Annotated in this window: 17 protein-coding genes; 11 read left to right on the top strand and 6 right to left on the bottom strand. The window is 70.6% G+C overall.

The features are described from left to right. Positions 1–120: 120 nt before the first annotated feature. The 3 genes from ACIOHC_RS18380 to ACIOHC_RS18370 all read right to left on the bottom strand — a co-directional run bounded on the left by ACIOHC_RS18380 (position 121) and on the right by ACIOHC_RS18370 (position 3,319). On the bottom strand, positions 121–1,044 hold the full coding sequence (locus ACIOHC_RS18380) for an RNA polymerase sigma-70 factor (protein ID WP_351074024.1): 924 nt from the start codon (positions 1,042–1,044) through the stop codon (positions 121–123). Between the two features lie 187 nt (positions 1,045–1,231). Beyond that, positions 1,232–1,705 (bottom strand): carboxymuconolactone decarboxylase family protein, encoded by a 474-nt coding sequence (locus ACIOHC_RS18375; protein WP_389636751.1) that lies wholly within the window; start codon positions 1,703–1,705, stop codon positions 1,232–1,234. 357 nt (positions 1,706–2,062) lie between these two features. After that, positions 2,063–3,319 (bottom strand): MFS transporter, encoded by a 1,257-nt coding sequence (locus ACIOHC_RS18370; RefSeq protein ID WP_351074022.1) that lies wholly within the window; start codon positions 3,317–3,319, stop codon positions 2,063–2,065. A 91-nt stretch (positions 3,320–3,410) separates the two neighbouring features. Between ACIOHC_RS18370 and ACIOHC_RS18365 the strand changes: the two genes are divergently transcribed. The 5 genes from ACIOHC_RS18365 (at position 3,411) to ACIOHC_RS18345 (ending at position 7,157) form a co-directional block, all read left to right on the top strand. Beyond that, complete coding sequence (locus tag ACIOHC_RS18365; RefSeq protein ID WP_389636752.1) at positions 3,411–4,067, top strand: CGNR zinc finger domain-containing protein; 657 nt, start codon at positions 3,411–3,413, stop codon at positions 4,065–4,067. Between the two features lie 31 nt (positions 4,068–4,098). Continuing rightward, the gene (locus tag ACIOHC_RS18360; protein ID WP_401843209.1) at positions 4,099–4,524 is read left to right on the top strand and encodes an ASCH domain-containing protein; all 426 of its coding nucleotides are present in this window, start codon (positions 4,099–4,101) and stop codon (positions 4,522–4,524) included. Positions 4,525–4,834: 310 nt separating this feature from the next. Continuing rightward, complete coding sequence (locus ACIOHC_RS18355; protein WP_351074019.1) at positions 4,835–5,458, top strand: histidine phosphatase family protein; 624 nt, start codon at positions 4,835–4,837, stop codon at positions 5,456–5,458. 266 nt (positions 5,459–5,724) lie between these two features. Further along, positions 5,725–6,318, top strand: coding sequence for a TetR/AcrR family transcriptional regulator (locus tag ACIOHC_RS18350; RefSeq protein ID WP_401843207.1), 594 nt, complete (start codon positions 5,725–5,727; stop codon positions 6,316–6,318). After that, positions 6,315–7,157, top strand: coding sequence for an alpha/beta fold hydrolase (locus ACIOHC_RS18345; protein WP_401843206.1), 843 nt, complete (start codon positions 6,315–6,317; stop codon positions 7,155–7,157). Before ACIOHC_RS18350 ends, ACIOHC_RS18345 begins: the two co-directional genes overlap by 4 nt. A 294-nt stretch (positions 7,158–7,451) precedes the next feature. Here ACIOHC_RS18345 and ACIOHC_RS18340 read toward each other — a convergent pair whose 3' ends face one another. Together ACIOHC_RS18340 and ACIOHC_RS18335 are read right to left on the bottom strand one after the other, a co-directional pair. Next, positions 7,452–8,153 (bottom strand): transglycosylase SLT domain-containing protein, encoded by a 702-nt coding sequence (locus tag ACIOHC_RS18340; protein WP_401843204.1) that lies wholly within the window; start codon positions 8,151–8,153, stop codon positions 7,452–7,454. A 413-nt stretch (positions 8,154–8,566) separates the two neighbouring features. Further along, positions 8,567–8,929 (bottom strand): ArsR/SmtB family transcription factor, encoded by a 363-nt coding sequence (locus ACIOHC_RS18335; RefSeq protein ID WP_401843202.1) that lies wholly within the window; start codon positions 8,927–8,929, stop codon positions 8,567–8,569. Between the two features lie 471 nt (positions 8,930–9,400). Between ACIOHC_RS18335 and ACIOHC_RS18330 the strand changes: the two genes are divergently transcribed. Both ACIOHC_RS18330 and ACIOHC_RS18325 read left to right on the top strand, forming a co-directional pair. Beyond that, positions 9,401–9,667: a GlsB/YeaQ/YmgE family stress response membrane protein gene (locus ACIOHC_RS18330; RefSeq protein WP_351074014.1), complete on the top strand. Its 267-nt coding sequence runs from the start codon at positions 9,401–9,403 to the stop codon at positions 9,665–9,667. Positions 9,668–9,856: 189 nt separating this feature from the next. Beyond that, entirely contained in the window at positions 9,857–10,696 is an 840-nt protein-coding gene (locus tag ACIOHC_RS18325) for an alpha/beta hydrolase (RefSeq protein WP_351074013.1), read from the top strand. A 172-nt stretch (positions 10,697–10,868) separates the two neighbouring features. On the opposite strand, the gene ACIOHC_RS18320 is transcribed toward ACIOHC_RS18325, so the two are convergent. Further along, positions 10,869–11,354: a universal stress protein gene (locus ACIOHC_RS18320; protein ID WP_401843201.1), complete on the bottom strand. Its 486-nt coding sequence runs from the start codon at positions 11,352–11,354 to the stop codon at positions 10,869–10,871. A 255-nt stretch (positions 11,355–11,609) separates the two neighbouring features. Here ACIOHC_RS18320 and ACIOHC_RS18315 point away from each other — a divergent pair, with 255 nt between their 5' ends. The 4 genes from ACIOHC_RS18315 (at position 11,610) to ACIOHC_RS18300 (ending at position 17,472) form a co-directional block, all read left to right on the top strand. Continuing rightward, positions 11,610–13,127 (top strand): MFS transporter, encoded by a 1,518-nt coding sequence (locus ACIOHC_RS18315; protein WP_351074011.1) that lies wholly within the window; start codon positions 11,610–11,612, stop codon positions 13,125–13,127. Positions 13,128–13,137: 10 nt separating this feature from the next. Then, complete coding sequence (locus tag ACIOHC_RS18310; protein ID WP_351074010.1) at positions 13,138–14,184, top strand: glutathione S-transferase C-terminal domain-containing protein; 1,047 nt, start codon at positions 13,138–13,140, stop codon at positions 14,182–14,184. A gap of 115 nt (positions 14,185–14,299) precedes the next feature. Then, positions 14,300–16,522, top strand: coding sequence for an NADP-dependent isocitrate dehydrogenase (locus tag ACIOHC_RS18305; RefSeq protein ID WP_351074009.1), 2,223 nt, complete (start codon positions 14,300–14,302; stop codon positions 16,520–16,522). A 212-nt stretch (positions 16,523–16,734) separates the two neighbouring features. Further along, a complete protein-coding gene (locus ACIOHC_RS18300; protein WP_401843200.1) occupies positions 16,735–17,472 on the top strand; it encodes an SDR family oxidoreductase in 738 nt (245 codons plus the stop codon). Positions 17,473–17,510: the final 38 nt, after the last annotated feature.

Genomic DNA, 17,510 nt, shown 5'->3' with positions numbered 1-17,510 from the left:
CCGCGAGGGCGTCGGCGTGCCGTCCGCACAGCCGCACCCTCGCCCCGGCGGGCGAACTGTCCCCCTGTGGCCGCTGACCTGGGCTGCCGGTGAACGAGCCGGTCCACACCGCTCCCGGGGTCAGTTCACCTGTCGGCGGGCCTGCTTCACCTCGCGGTCGATGGCCCAGGCATCGGCGACCGGCCCGATGTGGCCGAGCTTGTCGGGATTGATCACCGCGCGGATGGTTCGGATCCGTCCGTCGAGCACGTCGAGGGCCAGGGCGTGGAGCACCTTGCCGTCCCGGTCGCGGAAGATCGCGCCGGGCCGGCCGTTGACCTCGTGCGGCGCGAACGTCACGTCGATGCGGCTCATCAAGGGGAAGACCGTACCCAGCACACGGGCCACATTTTGCGCGCCCATGACGGCCTTGGCCAGCTGCGGGGCCTTGCCTCCGCCGTCCCCGACCAGTTGCACGTCGGCGGCCAACAGATTCTGCAGCCCACCCACATCGCCGCTCTTCAGCGCGTCGAAGAACCGTGTAGCCAACTCGTGCCGCTCCTGCCGGTCCGCTTCGAACCGTGGCCGCCCGGCCTCCATGTGCCGCCGTGCCCGCACCAGCAACTGCCTGCAGGCCGCCTCCGAACGCCCCACTGCCGCGGAGACCTCGTCGAACCCGAAGGCGAAGACCTCCCGCAGCACGAACACCGCCCGCTCCAGCGGGCTGAGCCGCTCCAGCAACAGCAGCGCCGCCATCGACACCGAGTCGGCCAGCTCCACCGCCCGGGCCGGATCCTGATACGGATCGCTCAGCAGCGGCTCGGGAAACCACGGGCCCACGTACTCCTCCCGCCGCACCCGTGCGGAGCGCAGCACATCGATCGAGATCCGTGTCACCGCGGCCGACAGGAAAGCCTTGGTCGACGTGGGCCGGGTCGAGGAGCCGTCAAAGCGCAGCCAGGTTTCCTGCACCGCGTCCTCGGCCTCGGACACGCTGCCCAGAATCCGATAGGCGATCGAGAACAGCAGTGGTCGCAGCTCCTCGAACTCCTCGACCTTGCTCACGTCGAACCCCTTTCCCTTGACGGCCTCACACCCGGCCGCACCCGTCGGCACAGGCGTCTCCCGTTGATCATCCGCAGGCAGGCAGAGCAGTGCCCGCGAATCCGGCGGTACCGGCACCGGGACCGGCGCGATGCCGGCACGGCGGGCAGGGCCGAGCCCGCCGCAGCCCGACATCTCCCTCCACCTCTCAGTGGAACTGCCCGACCTGGTAGTTCCCGGCCGGCTGCTGGGCGATGATGTTCAGCCGGTTCACCGAGTTCATGAAGGAGACCAGGACCACCAGGGCGGTGAGCTGCTCCTCGTCGTAGTGCTCAGCGGCGTACGCCCACACCTCGTCGCCGACCCCACGGGCCGCATCCGCGACCCGGGTTCCCTCTTCCGCCAGCGCCAGCGCGGCACGCTCGGCCTCGGTGAAGACCGTGGCCTCCCGCCACGCCGCGACCAGGTTCAACCGCACCGAGGTCTCGCCGGCAGCAGCGGCCTCCTTGGTGTGCATGTCGATGCACACGGCGCATCCGTTGATCTGGCTCACACGCAGCGCCACCAGTTCCTGTGTCGCGGCCGGCAGCCTGGAATCCTTGAGTGCCTTGCCCGCCGACATGAAGTACTTGAGGGCCTTTCCGGCGATCGGGTCGGCAAAGTAGTTCAGTCGCGCGTCCATGGTGTGCTCCTTGGTGGTCGTCCGTGGCTTCATCCCCGGAGACGAGGTAGCCCGGCCTCCTGTGACATGAACGAATGTGACCCGCGTCTCCCCGCTGTCGGCGAGCGTCGGCCGTGGAGCGCAGGCCGGGTGCCGAGCGTGCCACTCCTCGGAGGCGGGTTCCGGGCGCAGGTACCGGCCCCGGATCAGAGCCTGGCGGTAGGGGCCGCTGCCGTCGCCGTCGAACTCCGGCCCATCGAAGCGGACCCATACGCCAACTTCCCGACGTGGGCCTGGTCATGTGGCATCGGCGAAGGAGCGCCGAGGTCGTCGACCGTGCCCAGGAACTCGCGCTTCCAGGGCCCGTCCCACATCGCATCACGCAAGACGGTCACCCGGCTGCCCGGGGCCGGGGCATCCGTCGGCCACCGCCGCTCCGGCCGGTGGCAAAGGATCCGCTCGATTGCTGCGCCGGATCAGTGTGTACAGCAGTGCTGCTGCTGCCTGCAGGACGGCGATACCGGTGAGATACCAGTGCGCGGCGCCGGTGGTGGCCGGCCCGGCGAGGACGGAACCGAGGGCGGCGGCCGAGATCTTCAGCCCGGCGCCGATGGTGAACACCTGGGTCCGCCATCGCGGTGGCGAGTGGTCGGCGCGGATACGGAGGGTCGCTGTCAGTACGAGGCCGTCGCATGCCCCGGCCACGGTGAAGGAGGCTGCGGCTGTGGGCACCGAGGGGGCGAGAGCGGCAGCGGCCAGCCCCATGCCGGTACCGAGCAGCCCGACGAGAGCCAGCCGCTGCGGGGAGGCCGCGGGTCGCAGGCGGGCGATCCCGAACGTCCCGGCCAGGGCTCCGGCCGCGAACGCGGTCATCAGCAGGCCGCCCGCTCCCGCGCTCCCCAGGCTCTCGGCGAGAAGGACACTGGTCGTGGTGAGCGCGCCGATGCCGATGAAGGCCAGACACGTCGCGGCGGTGACGGCGCGCAGTTCCTGTTCCCGCCGGACGGTCCTCGCACCGGCGGCCAGGTCTTGGCGAAGGCGAGCCGGTGAGACCCGCGCGGCAGCGGTATCGGGGCGCAGCGGGAGCAGTGCCATCAGTGCCGCGGCACAGGCCGCGGCTGCCGACAGCATGAGCGCGGCCGTGGTCGGGGAAAGCGCTGCGCAGGCCAGTCCGGTGGCCCCTGGGCCGGCGACGGCGGCTGCGTTGTAGATCGCGGCATCCCACGAGTAGGCGCGGTCCCGCTCCGCGCCCGCCGGCAGCAGCCGCGTGATCAGGCTGGAGAGCCCTCCGGAGACGGCCGGTCCGCAGCAGCCCCCTGCCGCTGCGACGGCGAGCGCCACGGGGAGGGGAACGCGTCCGATGCTCATCGCCAGCGCGGAGATCGCCAGGGCGAAGCCGCCGAGCGCGCCGACGTAGAAGAGCCGCGGCCGGCGCGCCCGAGCTGCCACCGCACCGGTCAGCGGGGCGGCCAGGACGTGCGGTGCCATCCAGGCCGTCAGCACGAACGCTCCTTGCGCCGCACTGCCGGTGCGAGACGCGGCGAGCGTCACGACTGCCACGGCCATGCCCTCGTCGGCCGTCCGCGCGGAGAACGCGGTCATCAGATATCGCAGAACCCCTGAGGGCCTCGGCATGGCCGTCTCCTAGATGTAACGGGATACCTTTGAAAGGCGTTACAGTAGATCACAAGAATGCGCAGCGGGTATCGCCGCCCGGCGCACAGATGTGAGGAGGGCGGATGTGGGCCGTCAGGGTTTCGCGGTCGCCCAGCGCCTGATCGACATCGCAAACGCCGTACGGGCCAGTGCCGACCTGCCCCGCAGCGTGGCCGTGGAGATCCTCGCGCGCCACGGTGAGGTCCCGGAGGACCTGACCGAAGCAGCACTGACCGACGCGGACCTCCGGGCGCTGCGGGACGCCGCGGTCCGCATGTCCGGCATCCTCGCGGCGAGCGACACCGACCGGGCGGCCGTCGTCCTCAACGAGATGCTGGCCGAGTGCGCCACCGCCCCCCGGCTGTCCCGGCACGACGGCCACCCCTGGCACCTGCACGTCGACCACCACGACGCCGACTGGGCCGACTGGTTCCTGGCTTCCAGCGCCCTGGCCCTGGCCCAGATCCTCACCGAGCACGGCCGCGCCACCTGGGGCGAATGCGCGGCTTCGAACTGCCACAACTTCTACCTCGGCACCGGCCCCGGGAGTCCGCGCCGCTACTGCTCGACCACCTGCGCGTCGCGTGCACGGGTCGCTGAACACCGTCGCCGCAAGGGCGAGGCTCGGCCCCGGCCGGACGGCGCGGGCACTTCACCCGCACCATCCCCACCCACGTCAAGTCCCTCGTCGGCGGACAGGTCGGGGCGAGCGGGGCGATGCCATTGATCGACGCGACCGGGCTTCGTACCATCTCCCGATGGGACATGACGACCTTCCGAGCCTTGAACTCGCCTTTCCCGGTCCGGAACGTGACCGTGGCGTAGCGGCGATCCTGAGCGGCCGGAAGACCGCACTCACGGGACTCTTGGAGATCTTCGAGCACGCCGGGGAGGCGGTACCGCAGACCGGTCAGCGATTCTCGGTGCTCGATTCCCAGGGGCGTCCGGCCGTCACGATCGAGCTCATCGACGTACGCGTCGTTCCCATGAAGGAGATCGACGACGACTTCGCGCGAGCCGAGGGGCGCGGCTACTGCGACGTCGCGCAGTGGAGGGCGGCCCACGAAGAGTTCTTCCGGAGCGATGGCGTGAGCGAGTTCTTGGGTGGTACCCCCGTCATCGACGACGAGACTCTCGTCGTTGCCGAACGCTTCCGAGTGGTCGAGCCCGTGCAACGCGTGTGATCGGTGACTCGTATCCGACCCGATGGGAGTCCGGGAGCGGCAACCACAGCGGGCCACCCGCCCGCGAGCATGCCTGTCACGGCCGTCGCCGAGCACCTCGGTGTCGGCCGTTCCGCGCTCTTGCCGCGTACGGCGAAGCCGGGCCACCGCGCTCGAAGCCTGCTGCTGAGCATCACGATCGGCACTCCCGGGAGCCGGTCGTGGCGGACCGGGCGGGCGGAAACACGCGACCGGGGTGGACGGAACCAGAGGTGAAGGCTGCGACGTCCGTCGATGGACGAGATCGCTAGTGGATTGAATGGAGCGTGGAATGAACGGCAGGGCCACCCGCTACCTCTACCTCGTCAGACACGGTGAGGCGTTGCCGGACGAGAGCGGGCTGACGGAGAACGGCCGTCGGCAGGCCGTACTGCTCGGTCGGCGCCTCCGGGGCATTCCCCTCGCGGCTGTCCATCACGGCCCGCTGCCCCGGGCGGAGCAGACCGCACGCCTGATCGGGGAGCAGCTGGAGAGCGTTCCTCTGTACGTCACGGAAGCCGCCGGTGACTACGTCCCCCACATGCCGGCAAGGGAAGAGCTTCCGGCCGAGTCCGCAGAGTTCTTTCTCCGCTTCCTCGACGGTGCCACGATCGAGGAGCGGGAGCGCGGACCGGAGTTGGCCCGCCAGGCGCTGGACTTGTTCACCCGGCCGGTGGACGGCGAACTGGACCGGCACGAACTGGTCGTCACCCACAACTTCCTGGTCGCCTGGCTCGTCAGGGATGCCATGTGCGCGCCGAAGTGGCGCTGGCTCGGACTCGATCACGGCAACGCGGCACTGACGGTCATCCGCTACGCGCCCGGCCGCCCCGCTTCCGTCCGCGTCGCCAATGACATGCGACATCTGCCCGCCGAGCTGCGCTGGACCGGCTTCCCTCCCGAGTCGCACATCTGAGCCGATCGGCTTCGCTCGTCCGATCGTCGACTCGGTGTGCCGTCGGCCGGCGCGCGGTGGCCACGAGGCGTGCCGCCGCTCCGGCATCGGTGACGTGGCCGCCGCGATCGCCTGGAAGCTCCGTACCGGGCTCGGGTGTGAGCGGCCGAGCCGTGAGAAGTGACATCGGGATTGATCGAGGTCGCGCCTGCGTGGAGGCGCCTCTCACTTGTATTCCTAGAGGCTCTAGGTTATACCTAGATGCCCTAGGGTCTTGGGAGGGTGAAATGGCGCGAGCCGGGCTGACGGCGGATCGGGTGACAATCGCGGGCGCCGAGTTGGCGGACGAGATCGGGCTCGACCGGGTGACCATGTCGCAGGTGGCGCGGCAGCTCGGTGTGAAGGACGCGAGCCTCTACACGCACGTCCGCAGCCTGGAGGACTTGCGCGGACGGATCGCACTGCTGGCGGCGGACGAGAAGACCATCCGTATCGCGGAGGCGACCGTCGGGCGGGCGGGCAAGGATGCGCTGGTCGCGTTTGCGAACGCCTGGCGGGAGTATGCCCACCAGCATCCGGGCCGCTACATGGCGACGCAGACCCCGGTGCAGATCGACCCCGAGCTGGCCGCGAGAGCGCCCGGACCGCGACGCGCGATCGAACTGACCTACGGCGTGCTGCGCGGCTACGGACTGGTCGAGCCCGACCTGACCGACGCGGTCCGGTTGCTGCGCAGCACGTTCCACGGGTTCGTCGCCCTGGAGGCCGCGGGCGGATTCGCGCACGAGCGTTCGCCGCAGCATTCCTGGGTCCGCGCCCTCGACGCCCTGCACTCCCTCCTGGAGCACTGGCCCCCGTCCCGAGAAGGAGACCCGTCATGACCGCCCCGACCATCGGCAGCCTGCGCGTGAACGGTGCGACGTTGCACTACGAAGTGCGCGGCCAGGGCCCGCTCCTGCTGCTGATCCCCGGCGGGACGGGTGGCGCGTCCTCCTACGACGGCGTCGCCGACGGCCTGGCTGCCGAATACACCGTCGCGACCTACGACCCACGCGGTATGTCCCGCAGCACCCTGGACGACCCCGAGGCCGAGCAGCGAGTGGCCGAGCACGCCGACGACGCGTTCCGCATGCTGGAACTGCTGTCGCACGGTGAGCCCGCCCGGGTGTTCGGCGCCAGTTCGGGCGCGATCGTCGCCCTGCACCTGCTCGCCACCCATCCCCGACGCCTCGAACGCGTCGTGGTGCACGAGCCGCCGGTGGTGGAGGTCCTGCCGGATGTCGCCGAACACCGCGCGCTCATCGCGCGCGTGCAGGCGACTTTCCACACTCAGGGGCTCGTGCCGGCGATGGCCGCGTTCGCCGCGGGTCTGAAGAAGGAGGACGACCCCGCCGAGCCGAAGGCCGAGATCAAGCTTCCGCCACAAGCAGCCGCGCGGGCCGAGCAGACGATGGCCGACCTGCCGTACTTCGTCGAGCGCATCGTGCCCGGCTTCATGTCCTACGCCCCCGACATCCACCGGCTGCAGACACTGTCGGACCGGCTCGTGCTCGCCTGCGGCCAGGACTCGCGGGGTGAGCTGCCTTACCGTGCTGCCGCATTCCTGGCCCAGCGTCTCGGCACGGAACTCCAGCACTTCCCCGGCGGGCACATCGGCCTGACCACGCACCCCGCCCGGTTCGGCGAACTTCTTCAAGAGGCCTTCCTCGCCCGGAGCTGAATCCCGGCGCCCTGGTCAACCGGGCGAGACCGATCGGCGGCAGCGGGTCGGTCTCGAAGATGCCAGGGATCCGGTACCGGCGGTCCAGCTCGTCGTCGAGCATCCGCTCCTCCTCCGTCGGCCACGGCATCGGCCCGCCCGCGGAACTCGTCGACACGTCAGGGCCGCCCGGCCTCGGGTGCAGCCGGGTGGTCGTGCCCCGCAACGCGGCCGGTTCCGGAAAGAGGACCTCGACATCGAACCGTCGCCCGTATGCGCGTCCTCGCTCTCGCCGCGTGATCCGCAGGACCTTTCCTACGGCTGCGCGGATACGGACTTTCCGCTCCTGCCCCAGTTGGCGTGCAGCCGGTCCAGGTAGGACTGCGCCTGACTGCCCGGGTGGGCGCCGCGGGCGAACGCCAGCATGTTGCCCGACCCGGTGTTGTATCCCAGCGCCAGAAGTTCGTCCTTCGTGTACGTCCCCGACGGATGGGCAGGCAACTGCGCGGCCAGGTCGTGCAGATGCCAGGCGGCCGCCTCGATCGCCAGGTCCCGGTCGTCAGGCAGTTCCTCCCACCGGCGATTCGCGAAACCATGTCGCCGCTTGGTCTCGTCGAAGGCCGTACGGTGCATGTTCGCGATGCCGAAGGAGGCATCCGGCTTGTAACGCTGCCAGGCCCGCTCCACCTCCGGGTCATGCGGTTTGTACGACTCGTTGTAGAGGATCGCCATCAACAGCTTCGGATCGACGCCCGCCCGGGTCGCGTGGGTGCGTACCTGCGGTGCGTAGAACGCCGGATCGTAGGACCCGGGCAACGGCGCGTCCGGGCCGCCGCTCCCGACAGGTGCCGGAGTGCTCGGTGAGGCAGCGGCGGCCGAGGCCGGTGACCCGCCGGCCGGGGTGGTTCGCGGGCCGTCCGCGGGCCGGGACGCATGACCGCAGCGCACCAGGACCCACGCCGCGAGCACCAGTACCAGCATCCCGAGCCATCGCCGACGCGCCCTGGAGTCCGTCACCGTTCGCTGCCTCTCCCGTGCGCCACCTGTATTCCCGACAGCCAGCCTACGGAGTCCAGCCGATTTCGGCGCAGCGGAGGTCGGCGCAGTGCCATGCACCGGGGGAGTGCGGTGGGTTTCCGGTGTCGGTGCGTCCCGCGCAAGTCATTCATGCAACGGGCAAGAGCACCGCCCGGCGGGAGCGGGGGGCCGTGCCACGGTCCGTCCGGCGGGCCGCGCGTACGCGACGAACCCGATCGGGCGCGCATCGGATCGCACACTCGTCAGCGGACGCGCGCCGGTGTCCGAGGTACGACAGCGCCTGAAGCGAAGTCGGGTCCCGCGGCCTGCGCCGACCGGCGCGCTCCGCCGTGGACCGGGGCGGTCGGAGACGGGTGCGGCACCGGGTCGACGGGCCCCCGGTCTCGGATTCCTCAGGCGCCGATCCCGCGACGCCCACGCACCGGCTGGGACACGATGTCGGCCCGTGCGGCCAATTGACGGACCATCAGCCGGACCACGGTCACGATGTCCGGGTCGTCCACGAAATAGACCATCCGCCGGCCCTCGCGACGCGAACGTACGAGTCCCGCGAGCTTCAGCTTCGTCAGGTGCTGGCTGACGGCGGGCAGCGCGCCACCCACCCGCTCCGCGAGTCCGGTCACATCGCTCTCGCCCTGGGCCAGTGCCCACATGATGTGCAGGCGTGCCGAGGACGCCAGCAGCCCGAACGCCGCGGCCGCCTCCGCGAGTACCTCGGCGGACGGGTCCTCGAAGCTGTCGACGCCTGTCGCCACCGCCAGTCACTCCCATCTCCGCAGGGTCGCTTGTGAACCTCCCCAGTCTAGGCGGTGTCTTCAAACTGCCGTCTGCCGTGCGACGCCCGGCACGCACGCCCACCGCGTCGCCGGAGTCGTCCGCGTACGCCCGGCACGAGGACGACCCTCCGTCTCGCGAGCCACGGCACCGGGCCCCGCTCGCCGATCCCGCCTGATCCCAACGGAAGGCCCTGTGCCGCCCTCGGGAGCCCCCGGGCGAGGCCGGCCGTCGGCGCCGATGGTCCGGTTCGCCGTCCCGCACCGCCGACGACCCGAGGGAACTCCGGCCTTCCGGACGCGACTTGAGAGTCCTGGCGCAAGGTCGTTCATCGCGCAACCGGCACAGCCCGCACCGCGTCCTCATCTGTACAGTTGCGCAACCAAGCAACGCACTGATGCCGGCCCGGGACTGCCTCTCCCGGGCACGGCCCGACGACAGGAACGACGAACATGGGCATCATCGGCTGGATCATCCTCGGGCTCGTCGCCGGAGTCATCGCCAAGATCCTGCTCCCCGGGCGCGATCCCGGAGGCCTGATCGGGACCACCCTCATCGGTATCGCGGGCGCCTTCGTCGGTGGCTGGCTCTCGGCACGCTTTCTCGACCGGCCCGTGGAGAACCACTTCTTCGACCTGACCACATGGGGTGCGGCGATCGGCGGCTCCCTCGTCCTGCTCGTCGGCTACCGCATCCTCTTCGGCAACTCGCGGGACTGACGAGGACCCGCAACCGTCGGAACTTCCTCGCCCCCTGCCGCTCTCCTCTCATTCCGCGGAGTGCCGGAGGCGCTCCAGGGGGCGCGGGGCCGGGTCGCTCATGGCACGCGGAGGCTGCCGCGTCCGGGCCCTTTGGGCATGGCGGAAACCTGGTTGTCCGATACGAACGCCGCTGACAGGCTCCCCGCCATGCCTACCTTCTCCGCCCATGACGGCACCACACTCGCTTACCACGTGCGCGGACACGGTGCACCCGCGATCTGCCTGCCCGGGGGGCCCATGCAGGCGTCCCAGTACCTCGGGGCACTCGGCGGCCTCTCCGCGCACCGGCAGTTGGTCATGTTGGACCTCCGGGGCACCGGCGAGTCCGCGATCCCGCAGGAGGCCGCCTCCTACCGTTGCGACCGGCTCGTCGATGACGTGGACGCCCTGCGTGAGCACCTCGGGCTCGAAACCATGGATCTGATCGGGCACTCCGCAGGTGCGAATCTGGCGGCGTTGTACGTCGGCCGCCAGCCGGAGCGCGTCGGCAGGCTCGCATTGATCACACCGAGTACCCGGGCCGTCGGCGTCGCGATCACCGGAGACGTCCGCCGCGAGACCGCGCGGCTCAGGCAGGACCAGCCGTGGTTCGGGCCGGCGTTCGAAGCCCTGGAGGCGATCATCGCCGGTCAGGCGACGGACGACCGCTGGCAGGCCGTCGCGCCCTTCTTCTACGGACGGTGGGACGAGGCGTCCCGAGCCCATCAGGCCGCGGAGGAGAAGCAGACGAACGCGGAAGCCGCGGCCGTCTTCGGCGCCGAAGGAGCTTTCGACCCGGAGGCCACGCGCGTGGCGCTCGCACGGTACGCGGCGCCGGTGCTGCTGCTCGCCGGGGAAGTGGACCTGGGTGCTCCTGTGCGTGCGATGGCCGAATTCGCCGGGCTCTTCCCGAACGCGGAGTTCGTCGTTCAGCCCGGAGCCGGCCACTTTCCGTGGCTCGACGATCCCGACCGGTTCGTGGCCGCCACCGCGGCGTTCCTGGGATAGACCACCGCCGGTCTCCGGTGTGCGGGCCGTCATCGTGCCACCTCGCGCCACTTCCGGATGAGGGCGGGTGCCCGGATGCGTCCGTGTCGCCGGTCCTGCGCGCAGCGGACAGTCCGTCGACCGGCCCGCGGCGCATGGACGGTGGGTCCGAACGCCCTGCGGGACCGAGTCGTCAATGGGACGGCGGGTGCGGTGGCGGGGTGTCGATGCCGGGCGGCGCTTCGGGCCAGACCAGCAGGACGGGACAGGAGGCGTGGTCGACGACGAAGCGTGTCGCGGGTCCCAGACTGCGAGGCCCCGGGCGGCGCTCGCCGTCGCGGGCGCAGATCAGCAACTCGGCGTCCTCGGCGGCGCGGACGACTTCCCTTTCGGTACGGCCGTGGGCCCGGAGCCGTGCCGCGGGCCGGCCGAGACGCTCGGCGGCCGCGTCCAGCAGTGCCGCGGCGGCGCGCGCGGAAAGGGCCGCCACCTGGTCGCCGGGGTCGCGCTCGGCGTGGCCCCGCCCGAGCAGACCGACGAACGCGCCGTGCGCCGCTTCGGCCACGTCGTCGCCTGTGACGTGCAGCAGGGTGATCGCGGCTCCGGCTCGGACGTGGGTACGGGCGGCGTCCACCGCGGCCCGCCATGTGCCCTCGTCGATCCAGACGAGCACGGTCACGTCGGCCTCCGATGGTCGGCAGCGTCATTCACAGTGCCACAGGGGTGGCCCTCGGGGCAGCAGACGCGACCGGACGGCCTGCTCCGGGACGGCATGTCCCGGGCCCCTCCACGGACCGCCATGGCCGTGTCCCCTCTCCCCAGGGGGGCACGGCCGTGTCCTGTGCCGCCCGTCCGCTGGAACGGACGCCGGAAAAGCCGTCGTCGCGGCCCTGCCGGGATGAGTATCGGGGCGCTTGGTCCTAGGGTGCGAGCCATGGTGGAGAGCGCAGGTCACTGGGGTGCTGCGAGGTGGGACGACGATCCCGGCCCGGGCCCCCGCACCCCGGACCCGCACCGCTGGAAGGCGCTCGCGGTGTGTCTGATCGCCGGGTTCATGACCCTGCTCGACGTATCCATCGTCAATGTCGCCCTGCCGTCGATCCGGGAAGGGCTCCACACGCCGGAGTCCGATCTGCAATGGGTCCTCTCCGGCTACTCCCTCGCCTTCGGCCTGTTCCTCATCCCCGCGGGACGGCTCGGTGACGCGCGCGGACGCCGCGAGGTGTTCATGATCGGGCTGGCACTGTTCACCCTGGCGTCGGCAGCCTGCGGAGCCGCGCAGTCCAGCCAGTGGCTGGTCGTCGCCCGTCTCGTCCAAGGCCTCGCCGGGGGCATGATCTCGCCCCAGATCTCGGCATTGATCCAGCAGATGTTCTCCGGTGATGAGCGCGGCCGGGCCTTCGGCATGTTCGGCACGGTGGTCGGTATCTCCACCGCCGTCGGCCCGCTGTCGGGAGGGCTGCTGATCCAGGCGGCCGGTGCCGAGGAGGGGTGGCGCTGGGTGTTCTACGTCAACCTGCCGCTCGGTGCAGCCTGCCTCCTGCTCGCCCGGCGCCTGCTCCCGGACACCCCCTCGGCCGGACAGGTGCGCCTGCGCGACCTCGACCCGCTCGGTGTGCTCCTGCTCGGTGCGGGTGTGCTCGCCCTGCTGCTGCCCTTCGTCCAGTCGCAGGAGTGGCCCGGAGACCGGAAGTGGCTCCTGCTCGTGGGCGCCGTTCTGCTGCTCGCCGCCTTCGTCGGATGGGAGTCCTGGTGCGGCAGGCGCGGCACCCAGCCCGTCGTGGACCTGTCGCTGTTCCGGGTCCGCTCCTACTGGCTCGGCTGTCTGTTGATCCTGCTGTACTTCGCCGGATTCACCTCGATCTTCTTCATCACCACGCTCTACCTGCAGAGCGGCCTGCACTACTCCGCCCTGCAGGCGGGACTCGCCATCACCCCCTTCGCCGTGGGCGCAGCCGTCGCGGCAAGCCCCGGCGGCCGGCTCGTCGGCCGGTTCGGGCGGCCGCTCGTCGTCGCGGGGCTGGCGACGGTGGCCTTCGGGCTGGCGGTCACCGCGCTCGCCGTGCATCTCGTGCCGGGTAGGGGTGTGGGGTGGGCGATGGCGGCCCCGCTGCTGCTGGCCGGTCTCGGCAGCGGCCTGGTCATCGCCCCGAACCAGACACTGACCCTGTCCGAGGTTCCGGTGGCGGGTGCGGGGAGCGCAGGCGGAACCCTTCAGACCGGCCAGCGCGTGGGTTCGGCGATCGGGATCGCCGCGGTCGGCTCGATGTTCTTCGCGCAACTGGGCGGGGACGGGTGGGCCGTCGCGTACTACCACGGACTCGTCGTCGCGGTCGCCTTCGTCGTCGTCGCTCTGGTCATCGGGCTGGCGGATGTGCGCGGGGAGCGCCGCAGCCGGATGCGCATCCATCGATCCGCCCGCAGGCCGTCCGCGGGGAGTACACAAACATAGGGAGAACGCCATGAAGCAGCGCGAGACCGGCACGACCACCGGTTCGGGCGCCGACGGCAACGCGGCCTACGGCCACAAGGCATTCAAACGGTCCAGGAGCCACTTCGCCGACCGCATCACCGCCGACGGCCGGGACGGCTGGCCCGTCGAGGCCGGCCGCTACCGGCTGGTCGTCAGCCGCGCGTGCCCGTGGGCGAGCCGTTCCCTCGTCTCCCGGCGACTCCTCGGACTGGAGGATGCCCTGTCGCTGGCCGTCGCCGATCCGATCCAGGACGACCGCAGCTGGCGCTTCACCTTGGACGAGGGCGGCCGGGATCCGGTGCTCGGCATCAAATACCTGAGCGAGGCGTACGACGCCCGGGAGCCGGGCCATCCCGGCGGGGTCAGTGTTCCCGCGATCGTCGACGTACCGAGCGGCAGGCTCGTGAGCAACGACTACCAGCAGATCACGCTGGACTTCGCGACCGAATGGACCGCGCTGCACCGGGAGGGCGCGCCCGACCTGTATCCCGAACGCCTGCGTGACGAGATCGACGAGGTCATGGAGGGCATCTACCGCGATGTGAACAACGGCGTGTACCGCGCGGGGTTCGCAGCGGAACAGTCCGAGTACGAGGCTGCGTACCAGGATGTGTTCCGCCGCCTGGACCAGGTGTCCGAACGCCTCGCGGACCGGCGCTACCTCGTCGGCGCATCACTCACCGAAGCGGACATCAGGCTGTTCACCACCCTGGTGCGGTTCGACGCCGTCTATCATGGACACTTCAAATGTAACCGCTCGAAGCTGGCGGAGGACCGTGTTCTGTGGGGGTACGCCAGGGACCTGTACCAGACGCCCGGTTTCGGTGACACGGTCGACTTCCACCACATCAAGCAGCACTACTACCGGGTCCACAGCGGCATCAACCCCACCGGCATCGTGCCCGTCGGCCCCGACCTGTCGGGCTGGCTCACGCCGCACCACCGGGAGGAGCTGGGCGGACGCCCGTTCGGCGACGGCACCGCGCCGGGTCCGGTGCCGCCCGGGGAGCAGGTCCCGCCGTCGGGGCGTCCCTGAACCAGGAGCCCCTGACGGTCACGCCCGGACAAGGAGGCAGGGCCCTGTCGAGTCGCCGGCGATCACGAGATATCTTGATGTCAAGCAATGTTGCAGACGTGGAGCGGAGCACAGGGTGACTGACTCGACCATCATCTACACACACACCGACGAGGCTCCGGCCCTGGCGACCTATTCGTTCTTGCCCGTGGTCCAGGCGTACGCCTCGACGGCCGGGGTCAATGTCGAGAGCCGCGACATCTCGCTGGCCGGGCGCATCATCGCCGTCTTCCCCGAGTACCTCCAGGAGAGCCAGCGCATCGACGACGCGCTCGCCGAGCTCGGTGCCCTGGCCAAGACGCCGGAAGCCAACATCATCAAGCTGCCGAACATCTCGGCTTCGATCCCGCAGCTGAAGGCTGCCGTCGCCGAGCTGCAGGCACAGGGCTACGCACTGCCGGACTACCCGGACGACCCGCAGACCGACGAGGACAAGGACGTCCGCGCGCGCTACGACAAGGTCAAGGGCAGCGCCGTGAACCCGGTGCTGCGCGAGGGCAACTCCGACCGCCGCGCCCCCGCCTCGGTCAAGAACTACGCCAAGACGCACCCGCACCGCATGGGCGCCTGGACGGCCGATTCGAAGACGAACGTCGCCACCATGGGCGTCGACGACTTCCGCTCCACCGAGAAGTCCGCGGTCATCGCCGAGGCCGGTTCGCTGCGCATCGAGCTCGCGGGCGACGACGGCAGCACCACCGTTCTGCGCGACTCGGTCCCGGTGCTCGCGGGCGAGGTCGTCGACGCGGCGGTCATGCGCGTCGCGGCCCTGCGTGAGTTCTTCACCGCGCAGGTCGCCCGCGCCAAGGCCGAGGGCGTGCTGTTCTCCGTCCACCTCAAGGCCACCATGATGAAGGTCTCCGACCCGATCATCTTCGGCCACGTGGTCCGCGCCTTCTTCCCGAACACCTTCGCCAAGTACGGCGAGGTGCTCGCCGCGGCCGGTCTCTCCCCGAACGACGGCCTCGGCGCCATCCTCAAGGGCCTGGACTCCGTGCCGCACCTGGGCGCCGAGGTCAAGGCGTCCTTCGAGGCCGAGCTCGCCGAAGGCCCCGCGCTGGCCATGGTCGACTCCGACAAGGGCATCACCAACCTGCACGTACCGAGCGATGTCATCGTCGACGCCTCCATGCCGGCCATGATCCGCACCTCCGGTCACATGTGGGGCCCGGACGGCAAGGAGGCCGACACCCTCGCCGTGCTCCCCGACAGCAGCTACGCGGGTGTCTACCAGGTCGTCATCGACGACTGCCGCGCCAACGGCGCCTTCGACCCGTCGACCATGGGCTCGGTGCCGAACGTCGGCCTGATGGCGCAGAAGGCCGAGGAGTACGGCAGCCACGACAAGACCTTCGAGATCCCCACCACGGGGACGGTGCGGGTCCTCGACGCCAACGGCGACGTCGTGCTGGAGCAGGTCGTGGGCGCGGGCGACATCTTCCGCATGTGCCAGACCAAGGACCTGCCGATCCAGGACTGGGTCAAGCTCGCCGTCACCCGCGCCCGCGCCACCGGCGCCCCGGCCGTGTTCTGGCTCGACGAGGACCGCGCCCACGACGCACAGCTGATCGCCAAGGTCAAGGCGTACCTCGCCGACCACGACACCGACGGCCTGCAGATCGAGATCATGCCGCCGGTGAAGGCGACCGCGTTCTCGCTGGAGCGCATCCGCCGAGGCGAGGACACCATCTCGGTGACCGGCAACGTGCTGCGTGACTACCTGACCGACCTGTTCCCGATCCTTGAGCTGGGCACGAGTGCGAAGATGCTCTCCGTCGTCCCGCTCATGAACGGCGGCGGACTGTTCGAGACCGGCGCCGGCGGCTCCGCGCCCAAGCACGTCCAGCAACTCGTCAAGGAGAACTACCTCCGCTGGGACAGCCTGGGCGAGTTCTTCGCGCTCGCGGCCAGCTTCGAGCACCTGGCCACGACCACGGGCAACGCGCGCGCCCAGGTCCTCGCCGACACCCTCGACCGTGCGACCGGCACCTTCCTCAACGAGGACAAGTCGCCGAGCCGCAAGCTGGGCGGCATCGACAACCGCGGCAGCCACTTCTACCTGTCCCTCTACTGGGCCCAGGAGCTGGCGCAGCAGACCGACGACGCGCAGCTCGCGCAGGCCTTCGCCGCGCTCGCGAAGACGCTGGAGGAGCAGGAGCAGACCATCGTCGACGAGCTGATCGCGGTCCAGGGCTCGCCGGCCGACATCGGCGGCTACTACCAGCCCGACCCGGCCAAGGCCGCGGCCGTCATGCGTCCGTCGGCGACGTTCACGCAGGCCATCGCCACCATCGGCTGACGCGACCGCTGCGGAAGGGGTGCGTCCAGGCGCGTCCCCTCAGCCCTCCCGCCCCGGCCGGCATCCGCCCGGCCGGGGCGGTTCCGCGATGCCGCGGCCCGGCGCCTGGAGCGCTCGGTGTGCCGGACATTCTCCGCGTGCTCCCGTACAAGCAGCCGTTCCGCCGGTAGGTTCGATCGACCCGGATCTACTGTTCTTGAGGAGGACGGACTGTGCTGACAGGCAGGAACGCCGTGGTCACCGGAGGATCGCGGGGCATCGGCCGCGCGATCGTCGAGCGCCTGTGCCGCGACGGGGCACACGTGCTCTTCAACTACGCCACCAGCGACGACGCGGCCGCGGAGGTCGTCCGCGCGGTGCGGGACAAGGGCGGCGAAGCATCGGCCGTCCGTATCGATCTCGCCGATCCCGATGGGCCGGAACAGTTGATGGAGGCCGCCGAGGCGAGGCTGGGCGGCCTGGACATCCTGGTGAACAACGCCGCGCTGTGCCTCCCCCCGTCCCTCATCGCGGACACCGAACCGGACGTGTTCGACAGGGTGATGGCGGTGAACACCCGAGCGGTCTTCATGACGATCCGCCACGCGGCCCGGCGGATGGGCGAAGGCGGCCGCATCGTGAACATCTCCACGGCCAACACCGTGCGGCAGGGCCCCGGCATCTGCGCGTATGCCGCCAGCAAGGGGGCGGTCGAGCAGATCACCGCCGTCGCGGCCCACGAACTCGGAGCCCGGGGGATCACCGTCAACACCGTCTCGCCCGGTGCGACCGACACCGAGATGCTGCGCGGGGCCAACGAGCCGGAGGCGCTCGAAGCAGTCGCCGGATTGACGCCTCTCGGCCGACTGGGCGAACCCGAGGACGTGGCCGACGTGGTCGCCTTCCTGGTCGGCCACGACGGCCGGTGGATGACAGGCCAGAACGTACGCGCCACAGGCGGCCTGGCCTGAGCGGCACAGCGGCGATCCTCGGAGCCGGTCACCGATCC

Origin of the sequence: Streptomyces sp. NPDC088252, assembly GCF_044740965.1 — a bacterium.
Classification (GTDB): Bacteria; Actinomycetota; Actinomycetes; order Streptomycetales; family Streptomycetaceae; genus Streptomyces.
Note: the sequence above shows the minus strand (reverse complement) of the source record. Positions and strands in the feature narration are given on the sequence as shown.